The organism is Burkholderia sp. 22PA0099, assembly GCF_047497165.1.
In the GTDB taxonomy this organism is placed as follows: Bacteria; Pseudomonadota; Gammaproteobacteria; order Burkholderiales; family Burkholderiaceae; genus Burkholderia.
The window spans coordinates 1-23,494 of the sequence record NZ_CP163165.1 but is presented as its reverse complement, the minus strand read 5'-3'; the positions used below and the strand labels follow the sequence as shown (position 1 = coordinate 23,494).

Sequence of the window (23,494 nt, the reverse complement as noted above, 5' to 3'; positions counted from 1 at the left end):
CATGAAAAAACGCCCGTCACGGGCTAGCGTGACGGGCGTTTCCGGGGGCGAGGCGCGCCGTGCGTGCGGCGCGTTCGCTCAGTCCTTCGGCGAGGTGGCGCCGCCGTGCGCGGCCGACCATTCGGCCGGCGCGTGCAGGAATTTCTCGACCTCGTCGAGCGTCTTGGTTTCGAAGTAGCCCGAGTTCTTCGCGACGCGCAGCACGTCCCACCAGGTGGCGAGCGCGTGCAGGTCGACGTCGATGTCTTTCAGGACCGAGACGCTTTCCTTGAAGATGTTGTAGTGGAACAGCACGAAGCAATGGTTCACTTCGGCGCCGGCGGTGCGCAGCGCGTTGATGAAGTTGATCTTGCTGCGGCTGTCGGTGGTCAGGTCTTCCACCAGCAGGACGCGGGAGCCTTCCTCGAGATGGCCTTCGATCTGCGCGTTGCGGCCGAAACCCTTCGGCTTTTTGCGCACGTACTGCATCGGCAGCATCATGCGGTCGGCGATCCAGGCGGCGAACGGAATGCCGGCGGTTTCACCGCCCGCGACCGCGTCGATCTGCTCGAAGCCGACGTCGCGCAGGATCGTCGCTTCCGCCATCTCCATCAGGCCACGGCGCACGCGCGGATACGAGATCAGCTTGCGGCAGTCGATGTAGACGGGGCTCGCCCAGCCGGACGTGAAGATGAACGGCTTTTCGGCGTTGAAGTGCACCGCCTGCACTTCGAGCAGGATTTTGGCGGTCGTGTCGGAGATCGTTTGACGATCGAAGCCTGTCATGGGCATTCCTTGGGTGTTGAGCGGGAGGGCGGGCGCGGGGCACCGTGGCGCGGCGACGGGTCCGGCCGGGCCGAGCCGGAGAACCGGCAGGCGGCGGAATTTCGCTGCGCGCGTGGGCCGCTATTTTACCCGAATCGGCGGGCCGCCGGACGGCCCGAACGGGGGGCCGAGGCGGGCGCCCGCCGACGTGCTCGCCAACCTGCCGCCGCGCCTTGCTGCGGCCGTGCGTCGCGCTATGAGGAGTATCCCGGGGGGCAGCCACACGCGTGTCGGGCCAGGTGTACACTTAGCGCCCACCAGAATTTGCCGGCACCTTGGTCTCCTTGCCCATCCCGCAAACAGCAGGTTCCACGGCGCGCCGATCCGGCGCGCGACCGCTGACGCCATCGACCATCCCCCTCGATCGTTCCATCCCGGCGCATGCCTGCTGCCGGGTGCCGGCGCAACGTTTCGCACTTCCCATCCTCAACCGTTCCGCCTTTCTCGCACATCAGACGACCCATCATGGATGAACAACTGAAGCAGAGCGCGCTCGCGTATCACCAGAATCCCAAGCCCGGCAAGATCTCGGTCACGCCGACCAAGCCGCTGTCGAACCAGTACGACCTGTCGCTGGCGTATTCGCCGGGCGTCGCGGCCGCCTGCATGGCGATCCACGCCGATCCGCTCGACGCGCAGAAGTACACCTCGCGCGGCAACCTCGTCGGCGTGGTCACCAACGGCACCGCCGTGCTGGGCCTCGGCAACATCGGCCCGCTGGCGTCCAAGCCGGTGATGGAAGGCAAGGGCTGCCTGTTCAAGAAATTCGCCGGCATCGACGTGTTCGACATCGAACTGGCCGAAACCGATCCGGACAAGCTCGTCGAGGCCATCGCGATGCTCGAGCCCACGCTCGGCGGCATCAACCTCGAGGACATCAAGGCGCCCGAGTGCTTCTACATCGAGCAGAAGCTGCGCGAGCGCATGAAGATCCCGGTGTTCCACGACGACCAGCACGGCACCGCGATCATCGCCTCGGCCGCGATCCTGAACGGCCTGAAGGTGGTCGGCAAGGATCTGGCGAGCGTCAAGCTGGTGTGTTCGGGTGCCGGTGCGGCGGCGATCGCCTGCCTGGATCTGCTGGTGCACCTCGGCCTGAGCAAGGCCAACGTGCTGGTGACCGATTCGAAGGGCGTGATCTACGAAGGCCGTGGCCAGCTCGATCCGTCCAAGCAGCGCTACGCCGCCACCACCGAGGCCCGCACGCTGGCCGACGCCATCGACGGCGCCGACGTGTTCCTAGGCTGCTCCAGCGCCGGCGTGCTGAAGCCGGAAATGGTGCAGACCATGGGCAGCCAGCCGCTGATCTTGGCGCTGGCCAACCCGGAGCCGGAAATCCGCCCGGAAGCGGCCAAGGCCGTGCGTCCCGATGCCATCGTCGCGACCGGCCGTTCGGATTATCCGAACCAGGTCAACAACGTGCTGTGCTTCCCGTTCATCTTCCGCGGCGCGCTCGACGTCGGCGCCACCACCATCACGGAAGAGATGAAGCTGGCCTGCGTGCGCGCGATCGCCGACCTGGCGCAGGAAACCGATCAAAGCGAGGAAGTCGCCAAGGCCTATGAAGGCCACTCGCTCGAATTCGGTCCGGACTACCTGATTCCGAAGCCGTTCGACCCGCGCCTGATCATCAAGATCGCGCCGGCCGTCGCGCAGGCCGCGATGGATTCGGGCGTGGCCACGCGCCCGATCGCCGACATGGATGCCTACCGCGAGGAACTGGGCGCCACCGTCTACCGCACCGGCATGGTCATGCGCCCGGTGTTCACGGCGGCCAAGGCCAAGCAGGCCCGCATCGTGTTCGCCGAGGGCGAGGACGAGCGCGTGCTGCGCGCCGCGCAGGTGGTGCTGCAGGAAAGGATCGCCACGCCGATCATCATCGGCCGTCCGGCCGTGGTGGAAATGCGCCTGAAGAAGATCGGCTCGAAGCTGCGCGCCGGCACCGATTTCGAGATCGTCGATCCCGAGGACGACCCGCGCTACCAGCAGTGCTGGCAGGCCTATCACGAGCTGTGCGCGCGCGAAGGCGTCACGCCGGAGCTCGCGAAGGCCGCGCTGCGCAAGGCGAACACGCTGATCGGCGCGATCCTCGTGCACCTCGGCGACGCCGACGGCATGATCTGCGGCATGATCGACACGTACCACAGCCACCTGAAGTACGTCGATCAGGTGCTGGGTCGTGCGCCGGGCAGCGCGCATCTGGCCGCGATGAACCTGCTGATGCTGCCGGGCCGCAACCTGTTCCTGTGCGATACCTACGTCAACGAGCTGCCGAGCGCCGAGCAACTGGCCGACATGACGATCCAGGCCGCCGCCGAGATCGAGCGCTTCGGCATCACGCCGAAGGCCGCGCTGCTGTCGAGCTCGAACTTCGGCAGCGCCCCGTCGGCCTCGTCGCGCCGCATGGCCGAAGCGCGTCAACTGATCGCCGAGCGCGCGCCGCAACTGGAAGTGGACGGCGAAATGCACGGCGACGCCGCGCTGTCGGAAGTGATCCGCAAGGCCGCGTTCCCCGGCACCACGCTGACGGGCGAAGCGAACCTGCTGATCATGCCGAACGTGGAAGCCGCCAACATCGCCTACAACCTGCTGAAGATGATCGGCGGCGACGGCGTGACGGTCGGCCCGTTCCTGCTCGGCGCGGCCAAGCCGGTGCACATCCTGACGCCGGCCGCCACGGTGCGCCGCATCGTCAACATGACGGCGGTGGCTGCGGCCAACGTGAACAGCGTCGCGCGTTGAGCGGTGTCTGACTGATGTGCTTGCCGCCTGCAAGGGCGGCAAGCACGATGAAAAAACGCCACGGCGGCGGTGGCTGCGGCCAACGTGAGCAGCAGCGCGTATCGGCTTCGGCCTGATGCGTTCGCCGCCCGCAGGGGCGGCAAACGCCATGAAAAACGCCACGGGCCGCAAGGCACCGTGGCGTTTTTTATGCCCGCCGCCGTTCAGGCCGGCTTCCGATCGCCGCTCAGGCGACGTGCCGCGTCACCGCCTCCGGCCCGTTCCACTGCGCGACCAGCGCCAGCCACTTGCTGCGCACGGCGGCCAGGTTGTGCTCCTTCACGTGGCCGTAGCCGCGAATCCCGTCCGGCAGGTTCGCCAGGTCGAGCGCGAGCGGCAGCCGCTCGGCCGTCAGCTTCGCCAGCACCACGTCGATCAGCGTGACGTACTCGCCGATCAGCGCGCGCTCGGTGCGGCGCTCCTCGGTGCGGCCGAACGGATCGAACGCGGTGCCGCGCAGGCCCTTGCACTTGGCCAGCAGGCGGAACGCCGACAGCATCCACGGGCCGAACGTGCGCTTCACGAGGTGGCCGTGCGCGTCGCGCTTGGCGAGGATCGGCGGCGCGAGGTGGTAGCGCAGCGTCATCGCACCGTCGAACTGCGCGGCCAGCCGGGCGAGGAACGCCGGGTCCGATTGCAGCCGCGCGACCTCGTACTCATCCTTGTACGCCATCAGCTTGTAGAGGTTGCGCGCGACCGCCTCGGTCAGCGGTTCCTGGCCCGACGCGCTGCCGTCGAGCGCGCGTTCGGCTGCACGCACGCGTTCGACCACCGCCGTATAACGCGCCGCATACGCCGCGTTCTGATAGGCGCTCAGTTGTTCCACGCGCGTCGCGATCAGCGTATCGACGGCCTTCTTCGTGTGCAGCGCGATCACCGTCGCGCCGTTCGGCGCGCCGGCGCGCGAGCCGGCCGCGGCCTGGCGCACGCTGGCCAGGTCATGCGCGGCGCGGCGGCCCCAGTCGAACGCGGCGAGGTTCTTCTCGACCTGCACGCCGTTCAGTTCGATGGCGCGCGTGAGCGACGCCAGCGTCAGCGGCAGGCCGCCGCGTTGCCATGCGTAGCCGAGCACGAACGGGTTGGTGTAGATCGTGTCGCCGAGCAGCGCCGCCGCGAATTGGTCGGCATCGACCAGATCGACGCCGTCGCCGGCGGCAGCACGAATGTCCTGCTCCGCGCTCGCGCCCGGGAACGCCCATTTCGGATTCTTGATGAAATCGGCGGTCGGCGTCTTCGCACTGTTGACGACCACGCGCGTCGTGCCGTGACGCATGCGCGACGTGCATTCGTCGCTGGCCGTGACGAGCGCGTCGCCGCCGATCACCAGATCGGCTTCGCCCATCGCGATCCGCGTGGCGTGGATGTCGCCGGGCGCGTGCGCGATCTGCACATGGCTCATCACGGCGCCGCCCTTCTGCGCGAGGCCGGTCACGTCGAGCACCGTCACGCCCTTGTTCTCCAGGTGCGCGGCCATGCCGATCAGCGCGCCGATCGTCACCACGCCGGTGCCGCCCACGCCGGTCACCAGCACGCCCCAGGCGCGCTCGATGCCGGGCAGCGCCGGTTCCGGCACCGGCGGCAGTGCGTCGGCGTCCACCGTCACGGCCTTCGGCTTCTTCAACTGCGCGCCCTCGACCGTCACGAAGCTCGGGCAGAAGCCCTTGGTGCACGAGAAATCCTTGTTGCAGGTGGATTGGTTGATCTGCCGCTTGGTGCCGAATTCGGTGTCGAGCGGCTCGACCGACAGGCAGTTCGACTGCACCGAGCAATCGCCGCAGCCTTCGCACACGGCTTCGTTGATCACCACCCGCTTGGCCGGATCGGGATACGCGCCGCGCTTGCGGCGGCGGCGCTTCTCGGTGGCGCAGGTCTGGTCGTAGATCAGGATCGAGGTGCCGGCGATCTCGCGCAGTTCGCGCTGCACGGCGTCGAGCTGGTCACGGTGATGGATCGTCACGCCGGGCGCGAGCAGCGAGGTCTTGCCGTCGTATTTTTCGGGCTCGTCGGTGACGATGACGATCTTCGACGCGCCTTCCGCCGCGACCTGATGGGTGATCTGCGGCACCGTCAGCGTGCCGTCCACGGGCTGGCCGCCGGTCATCGCCACCGCGTCGTTGTAGAGGATCTTGTAGGTGATGTTCGCCTTCGACGAGATCGCTGCGCGCACCGCGAGCAGGCCCGAGTGGAAGTAGGTGCCGTCGCCGAGGTTGGCGAACACGTGCTTTTCCTCGGTGAACGGCGCCTGGCCAACCCACGGCACGCCTTCGCCGCCCATCTGGCTGAAGGTGCTGGTGTTGCGGTCCATCCAGACCGTCATGTAGTGGCAGCCGATGCCGGCGATCGCGCGCGAGCCTTCGGGCACCACCGTCGAGGTGTTGTGCGGGCAGCCCGAGCAGAACCACGGCTTGCGCTCGGTGGTGACGTGCGGGCGGGCCAGCGCGGCCTCCTTGGCCTGGATCACGGCGATGCGGGCGGCGATGCGCGCACGCACGTCGGACGGCAGCTCGAACTTGTCGAGCCGCGTGGCGATCGCCTTCGCGATGATGGCCGGCGACAGTTCGTAATGCGCCGGCAGCAGCCAGTTGCCCATCGGCACCGACCATTCGCCGCCCGCGCCGTCCTTCTCGTCGAACTTGCCGAAGATGCGCGGGCGCCGGCTGTCCGGCCAGTTGTACAGCTCTTCCTTGATCTGGTATTCGAGGATCTGGCGCTTTTCCTCGACCACCAGGATTTCGTCGAGGCCCTGCGCGAACTGCTGCACGCCCTGCGCTTCGAGCGGCCAGACGCAGCCGACCTTGTAGAGGCGGATGCCGATCCGCGCGCAGGTCGCGTCGTCGAGGCCGAGGTCGGTCAGCGCCTGGCGCACGTCCAGGTAAGCCTTGCCGGCGGTCATGATGCCGAAGCGCGCCTGCGGCGATTCGATCTCGATGCGGTCGAGCCGGTTGGCGCGCACGTAGGCAAGCGCCGCGTACCACTTGTAGTCGATCATCCGCGCTTCCTGCACCAGCGGCGGATCGGGCCAGCGGATGTTGAGGCCGCCGTCGGGCATGGCGAAATCGTCGGGCAGCACGATGCGCGCGCGATGCGGATCGATATCGACCGAGGCCGACGATTCCACCACGTCGGTCACGCATTTCAGCGACACCCACAGCCCCGAATAGCGGCTCATCGCCCAGCCGTGCAGGCCGAAATCGAGATATTCCTGGACGTTCGAGGGGAACAGCACCGGCAGCCCGCAGGCCTTCAGCAAGTGTTCCGATTGGTGCGCGAGGGTGGAGGATTTGGCCGCGTGATCGTCGCCGGCCAGCACCAGCACGCCGCCGTGCGGGGCGGAGCCGGCCGAATTGGCGTGCTTGAGCACGTCGCCCGAGCGGTCGACGCCGGGGCCTTTGCCGTACCACATGCCGAACACGCCGTCGTATTTCGCGCCGGGATACAGGTTGACTTGCTGCGAGCCCCATACGGCGGTGGCGGCGAGATCTTCGTTGAGGCCGGGCTGGAAGACGATGCGATGGGCGGCCAGGTGCTTCTGGGCTTTCCAGAGCGATTGATCGAGGCCGCCGAGCGGCGAGCCGCGATAGCCGGAAATGAAGCCGGCGGTGTTGAGACCGGCGGCGCGGTCGCGTTCCTGCTGCAGCATCGGCAGCCGGACGAGCGCCTGGATGCCGCTCATATAGGCGCGGCCACGTTCGAGCGTGTATTTGTCGTCGAGCGTGACCGATTGGAGCGCGGCTTCGAGCGTCGCGCGTTGGCCTGCGTCTAGCGGGGCATTCATATTTGTCTCCTCCACCCGTTTGGGATCACCAAAACTTGTCGGCATCGGCGTCTTGTGAACGCGCTTGCCGGGGCGCCATATTGGCGGGTTTCCGATGATGGTAGCACTGGTGGAAACCCGCCGTTTGTTGCGTGAACTGTTATAAACACACGGCAGAAAGCGCCGCTCGTGCGCGTTACATCATGTAAAAGCATGTAAAGAAGCGGGGCACGACCGGCCTTTGCGTTTAGTCTCTTGCGCTGTCGGCAATGGTCGGGCGCGAACGATCGCCCTGGAATGGAGAGAGCCAGCCGACGATGAACAAGGAGGTTCAATGAACACGCGACATATCCAGAATTTTCTGATGGTGTCCACCGCGTTCTTCGCCATGACGGGGCCGGTGCGCTCGCAGGGTGCAAGTGCGTTGGCTGCGGCAGGCACCCAGATGCTGCAAATCACGCCCGCGGGCGACGCGATCGCGCCAGCCGGCGTGACGGGGACGACGCAGGTGACCGGCGCGCCGAAGGCCTGAGAGAGCGATGGCGCACCGGCGCGCGGCCTGAGCGCTTGTTCGGCAAGGTGCACCGGGCAGCCATCCAGCCATGAAAAAGGGCGGAAATCACACGATTTCCGCCCTTTTTTCGTCATGTCGTCGCCTTCTTGCGCGCGATCACGCCTTGTCCTTCACCACGCCGCGGCGAATCTGATCGAGCTCGATCGATTCGAACAGCGCCTTGAAGTTGCCTTCCCCGAAGCCCTGATTGCCCTTGCGCTGGATGATCTCGAAGAAGATCGGGCCGATCTGGTTCTCGGTGAAGATCTGCAGCAGCAGGTCGTCGTGCGCGCCGTCGATCAGGATCTTGCGCCGGCGCAGTTCGTCGAGCGGCTCGCCATGATCCGGCACGCGGCGGTTGACCAGCTCGTAGTACGTATCGATCGTGTCGAGCAGCGTGACCTGGCGGCCGCGCAGCGCGTCCACCGTGCCGTAGATGTCGCTGGTGCCGAGCGCGATGTGCTGAATCCCTTCCCCGCGATACGCGTCGAGATATTCCTGGATCTGCCCCGGCGTGTCCGAGCCTTCCTCGTTGATCGGAATGCGGATCTTGCCGCACGGCGAGGTCATCGCCTTCGATTTGACGCCCGTTACCTTCCCTTCGATGTCGAAGTAGCGCACTTCGCGGAAGTTGAACAGGCGTTCGTAGAATTCCGCCCATTCGGCCATGCGGCCGCGATGCACGTTATGCGTCAGGTGATCGATATAGGTCAGGCCGTGGCCGGGCGGGTTCGGCTCCGCACCGGCGATCGGCTCGAAATCGACGTCGTAGATGCCGATATCGCCGATGCTGCCCGGCGTTGCGCCATTCTTGCCGCGCCAGCGATCGACGAAATAGATCAGCGAATCGCCAACGCCCTTGATCGCCGGAATGTTCAGCTCCATCGGCCCGGTCTTGTTGTCGAAGCCCCAGGCGCCGAGGTCGAGCGCGCGGCGGTAAGCCTGTGCGGCGTCCTGCACGCGGAACGCGATTGCGCAGATCGACGGCCCGTGCAGCCGCGCGAAGCGCTGCGCGAACGAATCGGGTTCGGCGTTGACGATGAAGTTGATCTCGCCCTGGCGGTACAGCGTCACGTCCTTGTGGCGATGGCGCGCCACCGCCGTGAAGCCCATCCGCTCGAACAGCTCGCCGAGCGCCTTCGGATCTGGGGCGGTGTACTCGATGAATTCGAAGCCGTCGGTGCCGACGGGGTTCTCCCAGGTTTGGATTTGCACGGTGTCTCCTGATGGCGGATCGCGTCGATCGTGGGGCGCGGCAGGACGCCGCATGCAAACCAGTGTAGGCAAGCACGGCGGGCAGTTGCTTGCGAAACAAATCGCGTGTGGCTACGATGGCGCAACTTTCCGGCAATCCATGCCGAAATGGAGGCATGAAATGGCGCGTGTCGAACTGGATGCCATCGATCGGCGCATCCTGGCGATCCTGCAGGAGAACGGCCGGCTATCGAACCAGGAGATCGCCGAGCGCGTGAACCTGTCGCCGAGCCCGTGCCTGCGGCGCATTCGCCGGCTGGAGGAAAGCGGCGTGATCACCGGCTACGTGGCCTTGCTCGATCCGAAGCGGCTCGGCCTCGATCTGCTCGCCTACGTCAGCGTGCGGCTCGAAAAGCGCGGCGGCGTGGCCGCGGCCGGCGATGGCGCCGCCACCCATGCGGATCGTTTCCGCGCGGCGGTACAGGTGTGGCCGGAGGTGGTGGCCTGCCACGCGATGACGGGCGATCTCGACTATCTGCTGCGCGTGCAGGTGGAGGACATGGCGCATTTCTCGCGCTTCGTGCAGGAGCAGTTGCTGCACCATCCGTCGGTGATCGACGTGAAGACGAGCTTCGCGCTGGAGAGCTTCAAGGAGACGACGGCGCTGCCGATCCGTTGATTGCGCGCCGGCGGCGCCAAGCGAAACGGGCGGCCCCGGCAATGGGGCCGCCCGTTTTCATGAGGCGATGCGAGCGGACGCTGCTGCGAGGTTCAGGCGGCGATCCCGGCCGGCAGCATCGATTCGAAGATTTGCGTCGCACGGCGGGCCTGACGCTTCATCGCGTAATCGAACACGGCGGCCTGCTCCTGGAGCATCTCGGCGATGATCGTCGAGTGATCGGCCGGCGGCAGCGACAGATAGGCATCGGCTTCGCCATACGCATATTCGATGCGCATGCCCGACTTCTTCGCGATATGCATCATCGTCGCGTTGCGCGACAAACAGTGCATGTAGAGCGTGGATACGTGCGTGTTGCGGCTGCGGATCGAGGCGCGCTCGAACAGCTTGGTGCCGACGCCCCGGCCGCGCGCCGATTCGAGCACCGACACGCCGAACTCGGCGGTGCGCTTGCCGCCTTCATCGGGCAGATAGGCCAGATGACCGACGCCGACCAGCGCCAGCGTTTGATCGAACACGCCGAACACGGTGTCGCGGCCGAAATCGATGGTGCGCACGTAGTTTTCGAGCACGTGATCCGGCACGATCTGGCCGAAACGCAGCAGGCGATCGTCGCCGTCGAGCGACTTGAAGTGCGTGAGCATTTGCTCACGATCGGTAGAAGCCAGTTCCCGGACGAGAACCGGAGCCTGCCCGACCTTGCCGATCGGGGCGGCGGGGCGGAGAGGGAGCGTATTCATCGTGGGTTCCTCAGAGACCATACAGCCGGTTGTGCAATGCAACAGCATTCTAACCGAACGGTACATATCGATTAAGGGAAAACCCGTATCTCCGCCGAGGGTGACTTCTAAAAATCCTCAACAATCACGCAAAGTGTTTGATTTTGAAGCGATAACGATATGACCCGATCATCTATGCGCCGAATTGGCACATGTGACCGGGGTGCAACACCGCGTGCTCAGACTTCGCCGCCGAGCCCGTGCTCGATCAGGTCGATCGCCTGCGCGGCGAAATCGCGGTAGCCGAGGCGGCCGCCGGGCTTAAGCCACGTGAAGGTCCAGTTGATCATGCCGAACACCATCATCGTCACCGGCGTCTGGTTGTCCTTCGAGACGCGGCCCGGGTAGGCGCGCTCGATCTGGCGCGTGAACGCGGCGACGATGTCGCGCTGCCGGTCGAGCACGATTTGCCGCTGCGTGATTTCGAGGTATTTGACGTCGTTGAGCAGCGCGACGTGGCGGCTGTGCGAGGTTTCGTACTCGGCCAGGAACGCGTGGATCAGCTCGGCGAACGTCTCGCGCTCGGTCAGCCCCCGGCGCTGGCTCGCGCCTTCCACCTCCGCGATGATCAGCATCAGCCGCTTCGTGTAGCGGTCGAGCAGATCGAACAGGATCGCTTCCTTGCTCTCGTAGTAGTGATACAGGCGCGCCTTCGAGGTGCCGCTCGCGGTGGCGAGATCGGTCATCGAGGTGCTCGGGTAGCTCGTTTGCGCGAACTTTTCGGCTGCGAGATCGAGGATCTGCTCGCGTTGGGATTCGTGGTCGGGCGCTCGGGTGCGGGCCATGAGGTCGGTCGGAGAATCTGCGTGAATCGGAGTCGGCCGGGCGAGCGCGTGGCGGGACTGGCGCGCGGCTCGCGGGCGGCCCTCAGCGCGTCAGCGCGGCGGGCGCGGCGGGCGCGGTGGCGCGCAGCGAAAACGAGGCGAGGCGATCGACCTGCGGGGCGTCGGTCGCGGCGTCGCCCGCCAGGTCGCCCAGCTCGATGCGCCCGGCGGCGGCCAGTTCGCGGCAACGCCAGAACGCGACGCTGTCGCTGACGGCCAGATGGCCGCGGTCGGCATGGCCGATCACCGCGCCCACCACGCGTGCGGCCGGCTGCCAGTGCTCGGTGGCGTGATCGAACACCAGCGCGTCGATGTCGCTGAAAAGGCCGCTTTTGAACGTGTTGTCGATCCAGTAGCGCAATTCGGCGTTGGCCTGCTTGGCTTCCTGCCATTCGAGCGCGAGCCGGCTGATGCGCAGCACCGAGATCGGCGCGGCCTCGGGCAGCCTGGCGCCGAGCGCCTCGGCCGGGAACAGGCCGGTCGACACGGCGGCTTCGGGGCCGCGCGGATGGGCCGGCGGCGGGAGGTCGTCGGCGCTGAGTCGCACTTCGTTCAGGCGCTGCGGCGCGTTGCGCAGATGGTAGGCCACGCGGCGCAGCATCAATTGATCGGCGGCGCTCTGCGCGTGCCAGACCACCACCTGCCCGGCGCCGGCCGCGAGTTCCGACAGCTTGGTCAGTTCGCCTGCCAGCAGCACGGGCCAGTCGAATGCCGGGCCGGGCAGCAGCGCTTCCCAGAACGCGGCGCGTGTTTCGGGGGCATCGTCGATGCCGCGCAGCGGGCCGACGGCCAGATCGTCGAGCAGTTCGACGACGGTATCGTCGCGGCCGGCGGCCGCCAGCGCGGCGCGCAGCGAGTCGGCGGCGGAACCGCCGATGGTGACGTGGAGAGGGCTCATCTGCGTGTGATCAACGAAAAAGGGCCGCTTCCGGAGCGGGTTCGTCGACCCGTCACGAAAAGCGGCCCCTAGTGTAAGCGAGATGCCATGTCGCGAGATACCGCGCCGCGTACGGTATTGCGGCCGGTTCCCAGGCTGCGTTCGCGCAGCCGGCGTCAGCGTTCGTCGAAGCTGACCACCACCTTGTCGCTGACGGGGTGGCACTGGCACGTCAGCACGAAACCGTCGCGCACCTCGTGTTCCTCCAGCGTGTAGTTCTTGTCCATCCGCACCTCGCCCTCGATCACGCGCGCGCGACAGGTGCAGCAGACGCCGCCCTTGCAGGCATACGGCAGCGCGAGGCCGGCGCGCAGGCCCACGTCCAGCAGGCTCGCGCCCGCGTAGGGCAGGCGCAGCTTGCGGGTCTTGCCGTCGATCACGATCTCGAGCGCGGCGGCCGGCGTGGCGTCGGTGATCTCGACGGCCGGCGCGCCCGCTTGCGGCAAGGGCGTGCCGAAGCGCTCCACGTGAATCCGCTCGCGGGCCACGCCGGCCGCGCCGAGCGCCGCCTCGGCTGCGTCCATCATCGGCGCCGGGCCGCAAATGAACGCCTCGTCGATCGACGCGGCCGGCACCAGCGTATCGAGGAACGCCGCGCATCGGGCCTGATCGAGCACGCCGTGGAACAGCTCGACGTCCTGCTGCTCGTCGGACAGCACGTGATGCAGCGCGAAGCGCGCCATGAAGCGGTTCTTCAGGTCTTCCAGCGCCTCCGCGAACATGATCGAATCGGCGCTGCGGTTGCCGTAGATCAGCGTGAAGCGGCTGCGCGGCTCCAGTTCGAGCGTCGTGCCGATGATCGCCAGCACCGGCGTGATGCCCGAGCCGCCCGCGAACGCCAGGTAATGCCGGCGCTGTTCGGCGTTCAGATGCGTGAAGAAGCGGCCGTCGGGCGTCATCACGTCGAGGGTGTGGCCCGGCTTCAGCGTGTCGAACGCGAAATTCGAGAAACGCCCGCCGCGCACGCGCTTGATGCCGATGCGCAGCTCGCCGTCGCGCTCGTAATCGGTGGTGCCGACGCAGATCGAATACGAGCGGCGCGTTTCCTCGCCGTCGACCTGCGCCTTCAGCGTGACGAACTGGCCCTGCGTGAAGCGGTAGTGCTCGCGCAGCTCGGGCGGCACCTCGAACGCAACGGTGAGCGCGTCGGCCGTCTCGGGCTGCACGTCGCGGATGCGCAGCGGATGGAATTGCGGAGTCGCCATGTTCAATAGGGCTTGAAGTAGTCGAAGGGTTCGCGGCAATCGAGGCAGCGATACAACGCCTTGCAGGCCGTGGAGCCGAATTGCGCGAGGCGGGCAGTGCGCGGCGAGCCGCAGCGGGGGCAGGCGGGCGGCGCTGCGGGCTTCGGCGAGAAGCGGATCACGCGCGCGGCGGGTGGGCTGCCGGGCTTGCCGGAGCCGAAGCCGGCGCTGGTGTTGGCGCCGGCCGGCGGCGCGATGCCGTAGGCGCGCAACTTGTCGCGCGCTTCGGCGGTGATCCAGTCGGTGGTCCAGGCCGGCGACAGCACCGTGACGATGCGGTGCGGCGGCGCGCCGATCGCATCGAGCGCCACGCCGATATCCTCGGCGATCTGCGACATCGCCGGGCAGCCGGAATAGGTCGGCGTGATGACGATCTCGAGCACGCCGTCCGTCGCGCGGCGCACGTCGCGCAGGATGCCGAGTTCTCGGATCGATACCACCGGGATCTCCGGGTCGGGCACGGTGTCGAGCGCGGCGCGGATCGCGGCGAGACCCGCGTCGATCGTCGGGGAAGTCGCGGTGGCCATCGTTACCAGCTCGCGCCCGGATGCTGGCGCGCAAGGCTCTGCATCTGCGCGAGCAGGAAGCCCATGTGTTCGGAGTGCTCGCCGAACTTGCCGGTGGTGACGTGCGCCACCGGCGGCGGCGCGACCAGCGTGGCTTCGGCCAGCGCGGCGTCCACGTCGGCGCGCCAGGCGGCTTCGAGCGTATCGGCCGACGGTGCGATGCCGGCTGCGGCCACGTCGTGCTCGACCGGATCGGCCGCGAAGCACTCGTGCGTGTAGGGCAACAGGTAGTCGAGCGCGGCCTGCGCGCGGCGGTGCGATTCGTCGGTGCCGTCGCCGAACCGGATCAGCCATTCGCGCGCGTGATGCTCGTGATAGCGCGTTTCCTTGACCGACTTCGCCGCGATCGCGGCCAGTTGCGGATCGGCCGAGCCTTCCAGCGCGGTCCACAGGTGCAGCATCAGCGTTGCATACAGGAAGTTGCGTACGATCGTCACCGCGTAATCGTTGACGGCGTGCGCGGTGCCGGCCAGCGGGCCGTAGTGCGGCAACTCCACCAGCGTCAGGTTCGTGAATTCGCGTTCGGCGCGGAAAAACGCGTAATCGTCCTCGGTCCGGTTCGTGCCGTTCAGCGCTCGTTCGAGATCGGCCGCATGCGCGTAGAGCAGCCGCGCCTGGCCGATCAGGTCGAGGCTCATATTGGTCAGTGCGATGTCCTCTTCGAGGATCGGGCCGTGCCCGCACCATTCGGCGTTGCGCTGGCCGAGGATCAGCGCGCTGTCGGCGAGGCGCAGCACGTAGGCAAGGTGGGAAGCCGGGTGGGTCGTCATGGCCATTACATGTGGTCGACTTCGTCGGGCAGCGTGTAGAACGTCGGATGGCGATAGATCTTGTCGCCGGCCGGCTCGAACAGCTCCGCCTTCTGGCTCGGATCGGACGCCGTGATCGCGGCCGACGGCACCACCCAGATGCTCACGCCTTCCTGCCGGCGCGTGTAGACGTCGCGCGCCATGCGCAGCGCCATCGGCGCGTCGGCCGCGTGCAGGCTGCCGCAATGCTTGTGGTCGAGGCCCTGCTTGCTGCGCACGAACACTTCCCAGATCGGCCATTCGGCTTGCATGTCTGTCTCCTCGTTGCTGAATTCGGTTGGGGGCGGATCAGGCCGCTTGCCGTTCGGCGCGCCGCGCGACCTTCTCGGCGTGCGCCATCGCCGCTTCGCGTACCCATGCGCCGTCTTCGTGCACCTTCACGCGCGTGGCGAGGCGTTCGCGGTTGCAGGGGCCGTCGCCGTTGACGACGCGCCAGAACGCATCCCAGTCGATCGCGCCGTAATCGTGATGGCCGCGCTCGGCGTTCCATCGGAGGTCGGGATCGGGAAAGCTCACGCCGAGCACGCGCGCCTGCTCGACCGCGGCGTCGACGAACTTCTGGCGCAGGTCGTCGTTCGAGATCCGCTTGATCCCCCATTTCGCCGACTGGCTGCTGTGCACCGAATCGGCGTCGCTCGGGCCGAACATCATCAACACGGGCCACCACCAGCGGTTCACGGCTTGCTGCACCATCTCGCGTTGCGCGTCGGTGCCGGCCATCATCGCGAGCAGGGCGTCGAAGCCCTGGCGCTGATGGAACGACTCCTCCTTGCAGATGCGGATCATGGCGCGCGCGTAGGGGCCGTAGGTGCAGCGGCACAGCGGGATCTGGTTCATGATCGCTGCGCCGTCGACCAGCCAGCCGATCACGCCGACGTCGGCCCAGCTCGGCGTGGGGTAATTGAAGATGCTCGAATATTTGGCCTTGCCCGCATGCAGCGCGTCGACCAGCGCGTCGCGCGAGACGCCCAGCGTTTCGGCCGCGCTATATAGATAGAGGCCGTGGCCCGCTTCGTCCTGAACCTTCGCCAGCAGGATCGCCTTGCGCTTGAGGCTTGGCGCGCGCGTGATCCAGTTGCCCTCCGGCAACATCCCGACGATCTCGGAGTGCGCGTGTTGCGAGATCTGGCGCACCAGCGTCTTGCGGTAGGCGTCGGGCATCCAGTCTTGCGGCTCGATCTTGCCGTCGGCGGACATGACCGCGTCGAAGCGGGCCTGTTCCAGCGTGACGGCGTCGGCGGGGGTGTCGCCCGATGCGGGCTGGCCGGGGAGGTCGAGGGATTGCGTATACATGGCAAGCGTCTCGCGCAGGGACAAGGTAGGCGAAGTATAAATCAACCGTCCGGTCGGTTAATTAATTTTTTCGGGAGAAGGGATGGCACGGGCCGGTAGGCGGCTTGCGTGTGGCGGCGGCGTTATCGGGCACAATCGGCATCTTTCCTGTCGGGCCTGATCGAATCATGAGTTTTCGTCGCAGTGGGGTGGGGCGTTGTGTGTCGGCCGCGGCTGTCGGTCTTGTGTTGGGATGGGCCGGCGCGGCCAACGCGGCGGGCGAGCCTTGGGTGGCGGCCTGGGCCAGCGCCTTGCAGCCGATTCCCGATCTCGCATCGCCGCCGCCGCTCTACAAGACCCCCGACCTCGCGGATCGCACGTTGCGCGAGATCGTCTATCCGAGCGTGAGCGGCAATCAGGTGCGGGTGCGGATCAGCAATGCCTATGGGCGCACGCCGCTGGCGCTCGGCGCGGCACGGATCGCGCGCTCGGCGGGCGGCGCGGCGGTGCGCGAGGCGATGTCGGCCGAGCTGAGTTTCGGCGGCCGGCGCGATCTGGTGCTGGCGCCGGGCGAGGAGCGCGACAGCGATCCTGTTTCGTTGAGCGTCGAGGCCGGCGCGCCGTACGCGATCAGCCTCTACACGCGCGGCGAGCAGAAGATGACGGCCTGGCATCGCATCTCTAACCAGATCAACTATGTGTCCGTGCCTGGGGATCACACTGCCGATGGCAGCGGCGACGCGTTCAAGGTTCATCTGACGCAATCGGCCTGGGTGTCGGAGCTGGCGGTCCTGGGCAACCCGGCGGCGAAGGGCACGATCGTCGCCGTGGGCGATTCCATCACCGACGGCATGCGCTCCAGCCTCAATCGCAACCAGCGCTGGCCGGACGATTTCGTGCGCCGGCTCGGCACGGCGGGTGCGGGCGAGTGGGGTGTCGTCAATCTGGGGATCAGCGGCAACCGGCTGCTCAGCGATTCCGCCTGCTATGGCGTGGCGCTCGAGCGGCGTTTCGAGCGCGACGTGCTCGCGCGCTCCGGCGCGAAGGCGGCGGTGCTGCTGGTCGGCATCAACGACATCAACTTCCAGGCGATGCCGCCGCGCAAGGTGCTCGATTGTGATGCGCCGCATACCAAGGTGGATGCGAGGATGCTGATCGACGGCTACCGCCGCCTGATCGCCAGTGCGCATGCGCGCGGCATCGCACTGTTCGGCGCGACATTGACGCCGGCCGCGCTGCCGCCCGAGCGTGAAGCGATCCGCACCGAGGTCAATCATTGGATTCGCACCTCGGGTGCGTTCGACGGCGTGGTGGATTTCGATGCCGCGCTGCGCGACCCGGCCCATCCGCAAGTGCTGCTGCGCCGCTATAACAGTGGCGACGATGTGCACCCGAGCGATGCGGGCTATGCGGCGATGGCCGACGCGGTGCCGATCGACCGCCTGTTGGCTGCCGCGAAGCGGCGTTGAACGACATTCGGGTGCCGTTTTTCATCGTGCCCGAATTTTTTTGCAGGGTTCTTAAAAAAGACTTGCACGCCTGCTAAAGCTTGCTTAGAATTCGGCCTCTCTCGCGATGACGGAAACGCAGAACGGGAGGAGAAGCCAGGCAGGACAAGGAGAGCGCCGGAATTTAGGCTGCTTCTTTGAACTGGTGAAGAACTTGATCGATGCAATCTGTTGATCGAAGCGCTGAAAAAGTAGTTGACGCGCTTCAAAATGTTCTTCATAATCTCGCTTCTCTGCTGCTGAAAACGCAGCACCGAAACGAAGCCAAGCTTCTCTCGGAAACGCTCTTTAACAATCTACAGCCGATAAGTGTGGACGCTTGATGGAAGCGGTCCTGATCTTAGGATCAGGTCAGCAAAAGTATCAAGAGTCTCACACAAAAGTAAGTCAGGTTTATGAAGTAATTCGTAATCCTGTCAGCTTTGAGTGAGCGACCGGTTCGAAAGAACCGAAAAACAGTAACAGGTATTGAACTGAAGAGTTTGATCCTGGCTCAGATTGAACGCTGGCGGCATGCCTTACACATGCAAGTCGAACGGCAGCACGGACTTCGGTCTGGTGGCGAGTGGCGAACGGGTGAGTAATACATCGGAACATGTCCTGTAGTGGGGGATAGCCCGGCGAAAGCCGGATTAATACCGCATACGATCTACGGATGAAAGCGGGGGACCTTCGGGCCTCGCGCTATAGGGTTGGCCGATGGCTGATTAGCTAGTTGGTAGGGTAAAAGCCTACCAAGGCGACGATCAGTAGCTGGTCTGAGAGGACGACCAGCCACACTGGGACTGAGACACGGCCCAGACTCCTACGGGAGGCAGCAGTGGGGAATTTTGGACAATGGGCGAAAGCCTGATCCAGCAATGCCGCGTGTGTGAAGAAGGCCTTCGGGTTGTAAAGCACTTTTGTCCGGAAAGAAATCCTTGGTTCTAATAAAGCCGAGGGATGACGGTACCGGAAGAATAAGCACCGGCTAACTACGTGCCAGCAGCCGCGGTAATACGTAGGGTGCAAGCGTTAATCGGAATTACTGGGCGTAAAGCGTGCGCAGGCGGTTTGTTAAGACCGATGTGAAATCCCCGGGCTCAACCTGGGAACTGCATTGGTGACTGGCAAGCTAGAGTATGGCAGAGGGGGGTAGAATTCCACGTGTAGCAGTGAAATGCGTAGAGATGTGGAGGAATACCGATGGCGAAGGCAGCCCCCTGGGCCAATACTGACGCTCATGCACGAAAGCGTGGGGAGCAAACAGGATTAGATACCCTGGTAGTCCACGCCCTAAACGATGTCAACTAGTTGTTGGGGATTCATTTCCTTAGTAACGAAGCTAACGCGTGAAGTTGACCGCCTGGGGAGTACGGTCGCAAGATTAAAACTCAAAGGAATTGACGGGGACCCGCACAAGCGGTGGATGATGTGGATTAATTCGATGCAACGCGAAAAACCTTACCTACCCTTGACATGGTCGGAATCCTGGAGAGATCTGGGAGTGCTCGAAAGAGAACCGATACACAGGTGCTGCATGGCTGTCGTCAGCTCGTGTCGTGAGATGTTGGGTTAAGTCCCGCAACGAGCGCAACCCTTGTCCTTAGTTGCTACGCAAGAGCACTCTAAGGAGACTGCCGGTGACAAACCGGAGGAAGGTGGGGATGACGTCAAGTCCTCATGGCCCTTATGGGTAGGGCTTCACACGTCATACAATGGTCGGAACAGAGGGTCGCCAACCCGCGAGGGGGAGCTAATCCCAGAAAACCGATCGTAGTCCGGATCGCACTCTGCAACTCGAGTGCGTGAAGCTGGAATCGCTAGTAATCGCGGATCAGCATGCCGCGGTGAATACGTTCCCGGGTCTTGTACACACCGCCCGTCACACCATGGGAGTGGGTTTTACCAGAAGTGGCTAGTCTAACCGCAAGGAGGACGGTCACCACGGTAGGATTCATGACTGGGGTGAAGTCGTAACAAGGTAGCCGTATCGGAAGGTGCGGCTGGATCACCTCCTTTCTCGAGCTAATACCGCGAAAGTTGAGCGTTCACGCTTATCGGCTGTAAATCAAGACAGACTCAGGGGTCTGTAGCTCAGTTGGTTAGAGCACCGTCTTGATAAGGCGGGGGTCGTTGGTTCGAATCCAACCAGACCCACCACTTAGTCTGGACAGTATCCTTGAGAAGTCTCTGTATGGGGGCATAGCTCAGCTGGGAGAGCACCTGCTTTGCAAGCAGGGGGTCGTCGGTTCGATCCCGTCTGCCTCCACCAATCTTCAATGACAAGCGTTCAGGTCAGCATGACCTGAGGATTTGTCATTGGCGATTGAGCCAGTCAGAGCGATCTGTACACCATGTGTACTTATCGGCTGTCGTTCTTTAACAATCTAGAAGAAGTAGTAATTTGAATAACGGAAGCGTCTATTTGAGATGGGCGTGAAAGTTATTCGGGTTGTGATTGTATCGATGTATCTCAAGAAGATTCGAACTTAAATGTTCGGCTCAATTGGAATACGGCACAAATGCGAGAACTCAACCTGTAGCGACTGTCGAGCGCAAGCGAGACAGACTCGTTATAGGGTCAAGCGAACAAGTGCATGTGGTGGATGCCTTGGCGATCACAGGCGATGAAGGACGCGGTAGCCTGCGAAAAGCTACGGGGAGCTGGCAAACAAGCTTTGATCCGTAGATGTCCGAATGGGGAAACCCACTCCTTTTGGAGTATCCATGACTGAATACATAGGTCATGTGAAGCGAACGCGGTGAACTGAAACATCTAAGTAACCGCAGGAAAAGAAATCAACCGAGATTCCCAAAGTAGTGGCGAGCGAAATGGGAAGAGCCTGTACTCTTTATTTGTATTGTTAGTCGAACGCTCTGGAAAGTGCGGCCATAGCAGGTGATAGCCCTGTAGACGAAAACAGTATGAAAGAACTAGGTGTACGACAAGTAGGGCGGGACACGTGAAATCCTGTCTGAAGATGGGGGGACCATCCTCCAAGGCTAAATACTCGTGATCGACCGATAGTGAACCAGTACCGTGAGGGAAAGGCGAAAAGAACCCCGGGAGGGGAGTGAAATAGATCCTGAAACCGCATGCATACAAACAGTCGGAGCCTCGTAAGGGGTGACGGCGTACCTTTTGTATAATGGGTCAGCGACTTACGTTCAGTAGCAAGCTTAACCGAATAGGGCAGGCGTAGCGAAAGCGAGTCCGAATAGGGCGTTCAGTTGCTGGGCGTAGACCCGAAACCAAGTGATCTATCCATGGCCAGGATGAAGGTGCGGTAACACGTACTGGAGGTCCGAACCCACTAACGTTGAAAAGTTAGGGGATGAGCTGTGGATAGGGGTGAAAGGCTAAACAAACTTGGAAATAGCTGGTTCTCTCCGAAAACTATTTAGGTAGTGCCTCGCGTCTCACCTTCGGGGGTAGAGCACTGTCATGGTTGAGGGGTCCATTGCGGATTACCTCGCCATAGCAAACTCCGAATACCGAAGAGTGCAATCGCGGGAGACAGACATCGGGTGCTAACGTCCGGTGTCAAGAGGGAAACAACCCAGACCGCCAGCTAAGGTCCCCAAATATAGCTAAGTGGGAAACGAAGTGGGAAGGCTAAAACAGTCAGGAGGTTGGCTTAGAAGCAGCCATCCTTTAAAGAAAGCGTAATAGCTCACTGATCGAGTCGTCCTGCGCGGAAGATGTAACGGGGCTAAGCTATATACCGAAGCTGCGGATGCACATTTATGTGCATGGTAGGAGAGCGTTCCGTAAGCCTGCGAAGGTGCACTGTAAAGTGTGCTGGAGGTATCGGAAGTGCGAATGCTGACATGAGTAGCGATAAAGGGGGTGAAAGGCCCCCTCGCCGTAAGCCCAAGGTTTCCTACGCAACGTTCATCGGCGTAGGGTGAGTCGGCCCCTAAGGCGAGGCAGAAATGCGTAGCTGATGGGAAGCAGGTCAATATTCCTGCACCATTGTTAAATGCGATGGGGGGACGGATCGCGGAAGGTTGTCCGGGTGTTGGAAGTCCCGGTCGCTGCATTGGAGAAGGCGCTTAGGCAAATCCGGGCGCAGAATTCAAGGGTGTGGCGCGAGCTTCTTAGGAAGCGAAGCAATTGGAAGTGGTTCCAAGAAAAGCCTCTAAGCTTCAGTTTAACAGTGACCGTACCGCAAACCGACACAGGTGGGCGAGATGAGTATTCTAAGGCGCTTGAGAGAACTCGGGAGAAGGAACTCGGCAAATTGGTACCGTAACTTCGGGATAAGGTACGCCCTTGTAGCTTGACTGGCCTGCGCCAGGAGGGTGAAAGGGTTGCAATAAACTGGTGGCTGCGACTGTTTAATAAAAACACAGCACTCTGCAAACACGAAAGTGGACGTATAGGGTGTGACGCCTGCCCGGTGCCGGAAGATTAAATGATGGGGTGCAAGCTCTTGATTGAAGTCCCGGTAAACGGCGGCCGTAACTATAACGGTCCTAAGGTAGCGAAATTCCTTGTCGGGTAAGTTCCGACCTGCACGAATGGCGTAACGATGGCCACACTGTCTCCTCCCGAGACTCAGCGAAGTTGAAGTGTTTGTGATGATGCAATCTCCCCGCGGCTAGACGGAAAGACCCCATGAACCTTTACTGTAGCTTTGCATTGGACTTTGAACCGATCTGTGTAGGATAGGTGGGAGGCTATGAAACCGGAACGCTAGTTTCGGTGGAGCCGTCCTTGAAATACCACCCTGGTTTGTTTGAGGTTCTAACCTTGGCCCGTGATCCGGGTCGGGGACAGTGCATGGTAGGCAGTTTGACTGGGGCGGTCTCCTCCCAAAGTGTAACGGAGGAGTACGAAGGTACGCTAGGTACGGTCGGAAATCGTGCTGATAGTGCAATGGCATAAGCGTGCTTAACTGCGAGACCGACAAGTCGAGCAGGTGCGAAAGCAGGTCATAGTGATCCGGTGGTTCTGTATGGAAGGGCCATCGCTCAACGGATAAAAGGTACTCTGGGGATAACAGGCTGATACCGCCCAAGAGTTCATATCGACGGCGGTGTTTGGCACCTCGATGTCGGCTCATCTCATCCTGGGGCTGTAGCCGGTCCCAAGGGTATGGCTGTTCGCCATTTAAAGAGGTACGTGAGCTGGGTTTAAAACGTCGTGAGACAGTTTGGTCCCTATCTGCCGTGGGCGTTGGATATTTGAAGGGGGCTGCTCCTAGTACGAGAGGACCGGAGTGGACGAACCTCTGGTGTACCGGTTGTCACGCCAGTGGCATCGCCGGGTAGCTATGTTCGGAAGAGATAACCGCTGAAAGCATCTAAGCGGGAAACTCGCCTTAAGATGAGATATCCCTGGAGGCTTGACCTCCTTGAAGGGTCGTTCGAGACCAGGACGTTGATAGGTCAGGTGTGTAAGCGCAGTAATGCGTTCAGCTAACTGATACTAATTGCCCGTAAGGCTTGATCCTATAACAAGTCTGCGTCGATGATCGTTTGTGCTTCAGCACTGACGAGCATCCCGTCCTGAACCGCAGGTTCAGGATCTTAAACAGCGCGACAAGTTATACAGCATTGAGTCCTCGTGTGCCGATACACACAACTCATTACTACTTCTTCCAGATTGGATGTGGCGCTCAAGCAGCGACGCATCAACCCCTTTAGCCTGATGACCATAGCGAGTCGGTACCACCCCTTCCCATCCCGAACAGGACCGTGAAACGACTCTACGCCGATGATAGTGCGGATTGCCCGTGTGAAAGTAGGTAATCGTCAGGCTTCCCCTTCAGAACCCCCGCTGCGAATGCAGTCGTGTCTTTT

General features: G+C 63.4%; 15 protein-coding genes, 2 tRNA genes and 3 rRNA genes. 9 read left to right on the top strand and 11 right to left on the bottom strand.

What is annotated here, in order from left to right; all coding sequences use genetic code 11:
* Window positions 1-78 precede the first annotated feature (78 nt).
* Entirely contained in the window at window positions 79-765 is a 687-nt protein-coding gene (locus AB4851_RS15330) for an orotate phosphoribosyltransferase (protein ID WP_206126309.1), read from the bottom strand.
* Window positions 766-1,269: 504 nt separating this feature from the next.
* Between AB4851_RS15330 and AB4851_RS15325 the strand changes: the two genes are divergently transcribed.
* A complete protein-coding gene (locus AB4851_RS15325; RefSeq protein ID WP_414450536.1) occupies window positions 1,270-3,546 on the top strand; it encodes an NADP-dependent malic enzyme in 2,277 nt (758 codons plus the stop codon).
* A gap of 226 nt (window positions 3,547-3,772) precedes the next feature.
* On the opposite strand, the gene AB4851_RS15320 is transcribed toward AB4851_RS15325, so the two are convergent.
* A complete protein-coding gene (locus AB4851_RS15320) occupies window positions 3,773-7,360 on the bottom strand; it encodes an indolepyruvate ferredoxin oxidoreductase family protein (RefSeq protein WP_414450535.1) in 3,588 nt (1,195 codons plus the stop codon).
* A gap of 313 nt (window positions 7,361-7,673) precedes the next feature.
* On the opposite strand from AB4851_RS15320, the gene AB4851_RS15315 reads away from it, so the two are divergent.
* Complete coding sequence (locus AB4851_RS15315; RefSeq protein ID WP_414450534.1) at window positions 7,674-7,871, top strand: hypothetical protein; 198 nt, start codon at window positions 7,674-7,676, stop codon at window positions 7,869-7,871.
* A gap of 138 nt (window positions 7,872-8,009) precedes the next feature.
* Here the strand turns inward: AB4851_RS15315 and hppD are convergent, their stop codons facing one another.
* Window positions 8,010-9,107 carry a 4-hydroxyphenylpyruvate dioxygenase gene (gene hppD, locus AB4851_RS15310; protein WP_414450533.1) on the bottom strand — a complete coding sequence of 366 codons (1,098 nt, stop codon included), beginning with the start codon at window positions 9,105-9,107 and terminating at the stop codon, window positions 8,010-8,012.
* A gap of 160 nt (window positions 9,108-9,267) precedes the next feature.
* On the opposite strand from hppD, the gene AB4851_RS15305 reads away from it, so the two are divergent.
* On the top strand, window positions 9,268-9,765 hold the full coding sequence (locus tag AB4851_RS15305) for an Lrp/AsnC family transcriptional regulator (protein WP_414443655.1): 498 nt from the start codon (window positions 9,268-9,270) through the stop codon (window positions 9,763-9,765).
* 92 nt (window positions 9,766-9,857) lie between these two features.
* On the opposite strand, the gene AB4851_RS15300 is transcribed toward AB4851_RS15305, so the two are convergent.
* The 8 genes from AB4851_RS15300 to paaA form a co-directional block, all read right to left on the bottom strand.
* The gene (locus AB4851_RS15300; RefSeq protein WP_414450532.1) at window positions 9,858-10,505 is read right to left on the bottom strand and encodes a GNAT family N-acetyltransferase; all 648 of its coding nucleotides are present in this window, start codon (window positions 10,503-10,505) and stop codon (window positions 9,858-9,860) included.
* A gap of 218 nt (window positions 10,506-10,723) precedes the next feature.
* Complete coding sequence (locus AB4851_RS15295; RefSeq protein ID WP_414450531.1) at window positions 10,724-11,329, bottom strand: TetR/AcrR family transcriptional regulator; 606 nt, start codon at window positions 11,327-11,329, stop codon at window positions 10,724-10,726.
* A gap of 82 nt (window positions 11,330-11,411) precedes the next feature.
* Window positions 11,412-12,266, bottom strand: coding sequence for a DUF1835 domain-containing protein (locus AB4851_RS15290; RefSeq protein ID WP_414450530.1), 855 nt, complete (start codon window positions 12,264-12,266; stop codon window positions 11,412-11,414).
* A gap of 155 nt (window positions 12,267-12,421) precedes the next feature.
* The gene (gene paaE / locus AB4851_RS15285) at window positions 12,422-13,510 is read right to left on the bottom strand and encodes a 1,2-phenylacetyl-CoA epoxidase subunit PaaE (protein WP_414450529.1); all 1,089 of its coding nucleotides are present in this window, start codon (window positions 13,508-13,510) and stop codon (window positions 12,422-12,424) included.
* Between the two features lie 2 nt (window positions 13,511-13,512).
* A complete protein-coding gene (paaD, locus tag AB4851_RS15280; protein ID WP_414450528.1) occupies window positions 13,513-14,076 on the bottom strand; it encodes a 1,2-phenylacetyl-CoA epoxidase subunit PaaD in 564 nt (187 codons plus the stop codon).
* A 2-nt stretch (window positions 14,077-14,078) separates the two neighbouring features.
* On the bottom strand, window positions 14,079-14,885 hold the full coding sequence (paaC, locus tag AB4851_RS15275) for a 1,2-phenylacetyl-CoA epoxidase subunit PaaC (protein WP_414450527.1): 807 nt from the start codon (window positions 14,883-14,885) through the stop codon (window positions 14,079-14,081).
* 5 nt (window positions 14,886-14,890) lie between these two features.
* Window positions 14,891-15,175 carry a 1,2-phenylacetyl-CoA epoxidase subunit PaaB gene (paaB, locus tag AB4851_RS15270; protein ID WP_414450526.1) on the bottom strand — a complete coding sequence of 95 codons (285 nt, stop codon included), beginning with the start codon at window positions 15,173-15,175 and terminating at the stop codon, window positions 14,891-14,893.
* A 37-nt stretch (window positions 15,176-15,212) separates the two neighbouring features.
* Window positions 15,213-16,217 (bottom strand): 1,2-phenylacetyl-CoA epoxidase subunit PaaA, encoded by a 1,005-nt coding sequence (paaA, locus tag AB4851_RS15265; RefSeq protein WP_414450525.1) that lies wholly within the window; start codon window positions 16,215-16,217, stop codon window positions 15,213-15,215.
* Between the two features lie 167 nt (window positions 16,218-16,384).
* Here paaA and AB4851_RS15260 point away from each other — a divergent pair, with 167 nt between their 5' ends.
* The 6 genes from AB4851_RS15260 (at window position 16,385) to rrf (ending at window position 23,452) form a co-directional block, all read left to right on the top strand.
* The gene (locus AB4851_RS15260; protein WP_414450524.1) at window positions 16,385-17,665 is read left to right on the top strand and encodes an SGNH/GDSL hydrolase family protein; all 1,281 of its coding nucleotides are present in this window, start codon (window positions 16,385-16,387) and stop codon (window positions 17,663-17,665) included.
* A 509-nt stretch (window positions 17,666-18,174) separates the two neighbouring features.
* Window positions 18,175-19,705 (top strand): 16S ribosomal RNA (locus tag AB4851_RS15255).
* A 64-nt stretch (window positions 19,706-19,769) separates the two neighbouring features.
* Window positions 19,770-19,846: transfer RNA gene (locus tag AB4851_RS15250), tRNA-Ile, on the top strand.
* A 36-nt stretch (window positions 19,847-19,882) separates the two neighbouring features.
* Window positions 19,883-19,958, top strand: a tRNA-Ala gene (locus tag AB4851_RS15245).
* A 307-nt stretch (window positions 19,959-20,265) separates the two neighbouring features.
* Window positions 20,266-23,145: ribosomal RNA gene (locus AB4851_RS15240) — 23S ribosomal RNA — on the top strand.
* Window positions 23,146-23,338: 193 nt separating this feature from the next.
* Window positions 23,339-23,452, top strand: a 5S ribosomal RNA gene (gene rrf, locus AB4851_RS15235).
* The 16S, 23S and 5S rRNA genes sit together here with 2 tRNA genes alongside, the layout of an rRNA operon.
* The last annotated feature ends 42 nt before the right edge of the window (window positions 23,453-23,494 follow it).

What these genes read in the sequence shown, in the direction of transcription:
- AB4851_RS15295 (WP_414450531.1), bottom strand. Translation starts at nt 11,329, where the DNA reads ATGGCCCGCACCCGAGCGCCCGACCACGAATCCCAACGCGAGCAGATC.
- AB4851_RS15315 (WP_414450534.1), top strand. Translation starts at nt 7,674, where the DNA reads ATGAACACGCGACATATCCAGAATTTTCTGATGGTGTCCACCGCGTTC.
- AB4851_RS15330 (WP_206126309.1), bottom strand. Translation starts at nt 765, where the DNA reads ATGACAGGCTTCGATCGTCAAACGATCTCCGACACGACCGCCAAAATC.
- paaC (WP_414450527.1), bottom strand. Translation starts at nt 14,885, where the DNA reads ATGACGACCCACCCGGCTTCCCACCTTGCCTACGTGCTGCGCCTCGCC.
- paaB (WP_414450526.1), bottom strand. Translation starts at nt 15,175, where the DNA reads ATGCAAGCCGAATGGCCGATCTGGGAAGTGTTCGTGCGCAGCAAGCAG.
- AB4851_RS15305 (WP_414443655.1), top strand. Translation starts at nt 9,268, where the DNA reads ATGGCGCGTGTCGAACTGGATGCCATCGATCGGCGCATCCTGGCGATC.
- AB4851_RS15320 (WP_414450535.1), bottom strand. Translation starts at nt 7,360, where the DNA reads ATGAATGCCCCGCTAGACGCAGGCCAACGCGCGACGCTCGAAGCCGCG.
- paaE (WP_414450529.1), bottom strand. Translation starts at nt 13,510, where the DNA reads ATGGCGACTCCGCAATTCCATCCGCTGCGCATCCGCGACGTGCAGCCC.
- AB4851_RS15325 (WP_414450536.1), top strand. Translation starts at nt 1,270, where the DNA reads ATGGATGAACAACTGAAGCAGAGCGCGCTCGCGTATCACCAGAATCCC.
- AB4851_RS15300 (WP_414450532.1), bottom strand. Translation starts at nt 10,505, where the DNA reads ATGAATACGCTCCCTCTCCGCCCCGCCGCCCCGATCGGCAAGGTCGGG.
- AB4851_RS15260 (WP_414450524.1), top strand. Translation starts at nt 16,385, where the DNA reads ATGAGTTTTCGTCGCAGTGGGGTGGGGCGTTGTGTGTCGGCCGCGGCT.
- AB4851_RS15290 (WP_414450530.1), bottom strand. Translation starts at nt 12,266, where the DNA reads ATGAGCCCTCTCCACGTCACCATCGGCGGTTCCGCCGCCGACTCGCTG.
- paaD (WP_414450528.1), bottom strand. Translation starts at nt 14,076, where the DNA reads ATGGCCACCGCGACTTCCCCGACGATCGACGCGGGTCTCGCCGCGATC.
- paaA (WP_414450525.1), bottom strand. Translation starts at nt 16,217, where the DNA reads ATGTATACGCAATCCCTCGACCTCCCCGGCCAGCCCGCATCGGGCGAC.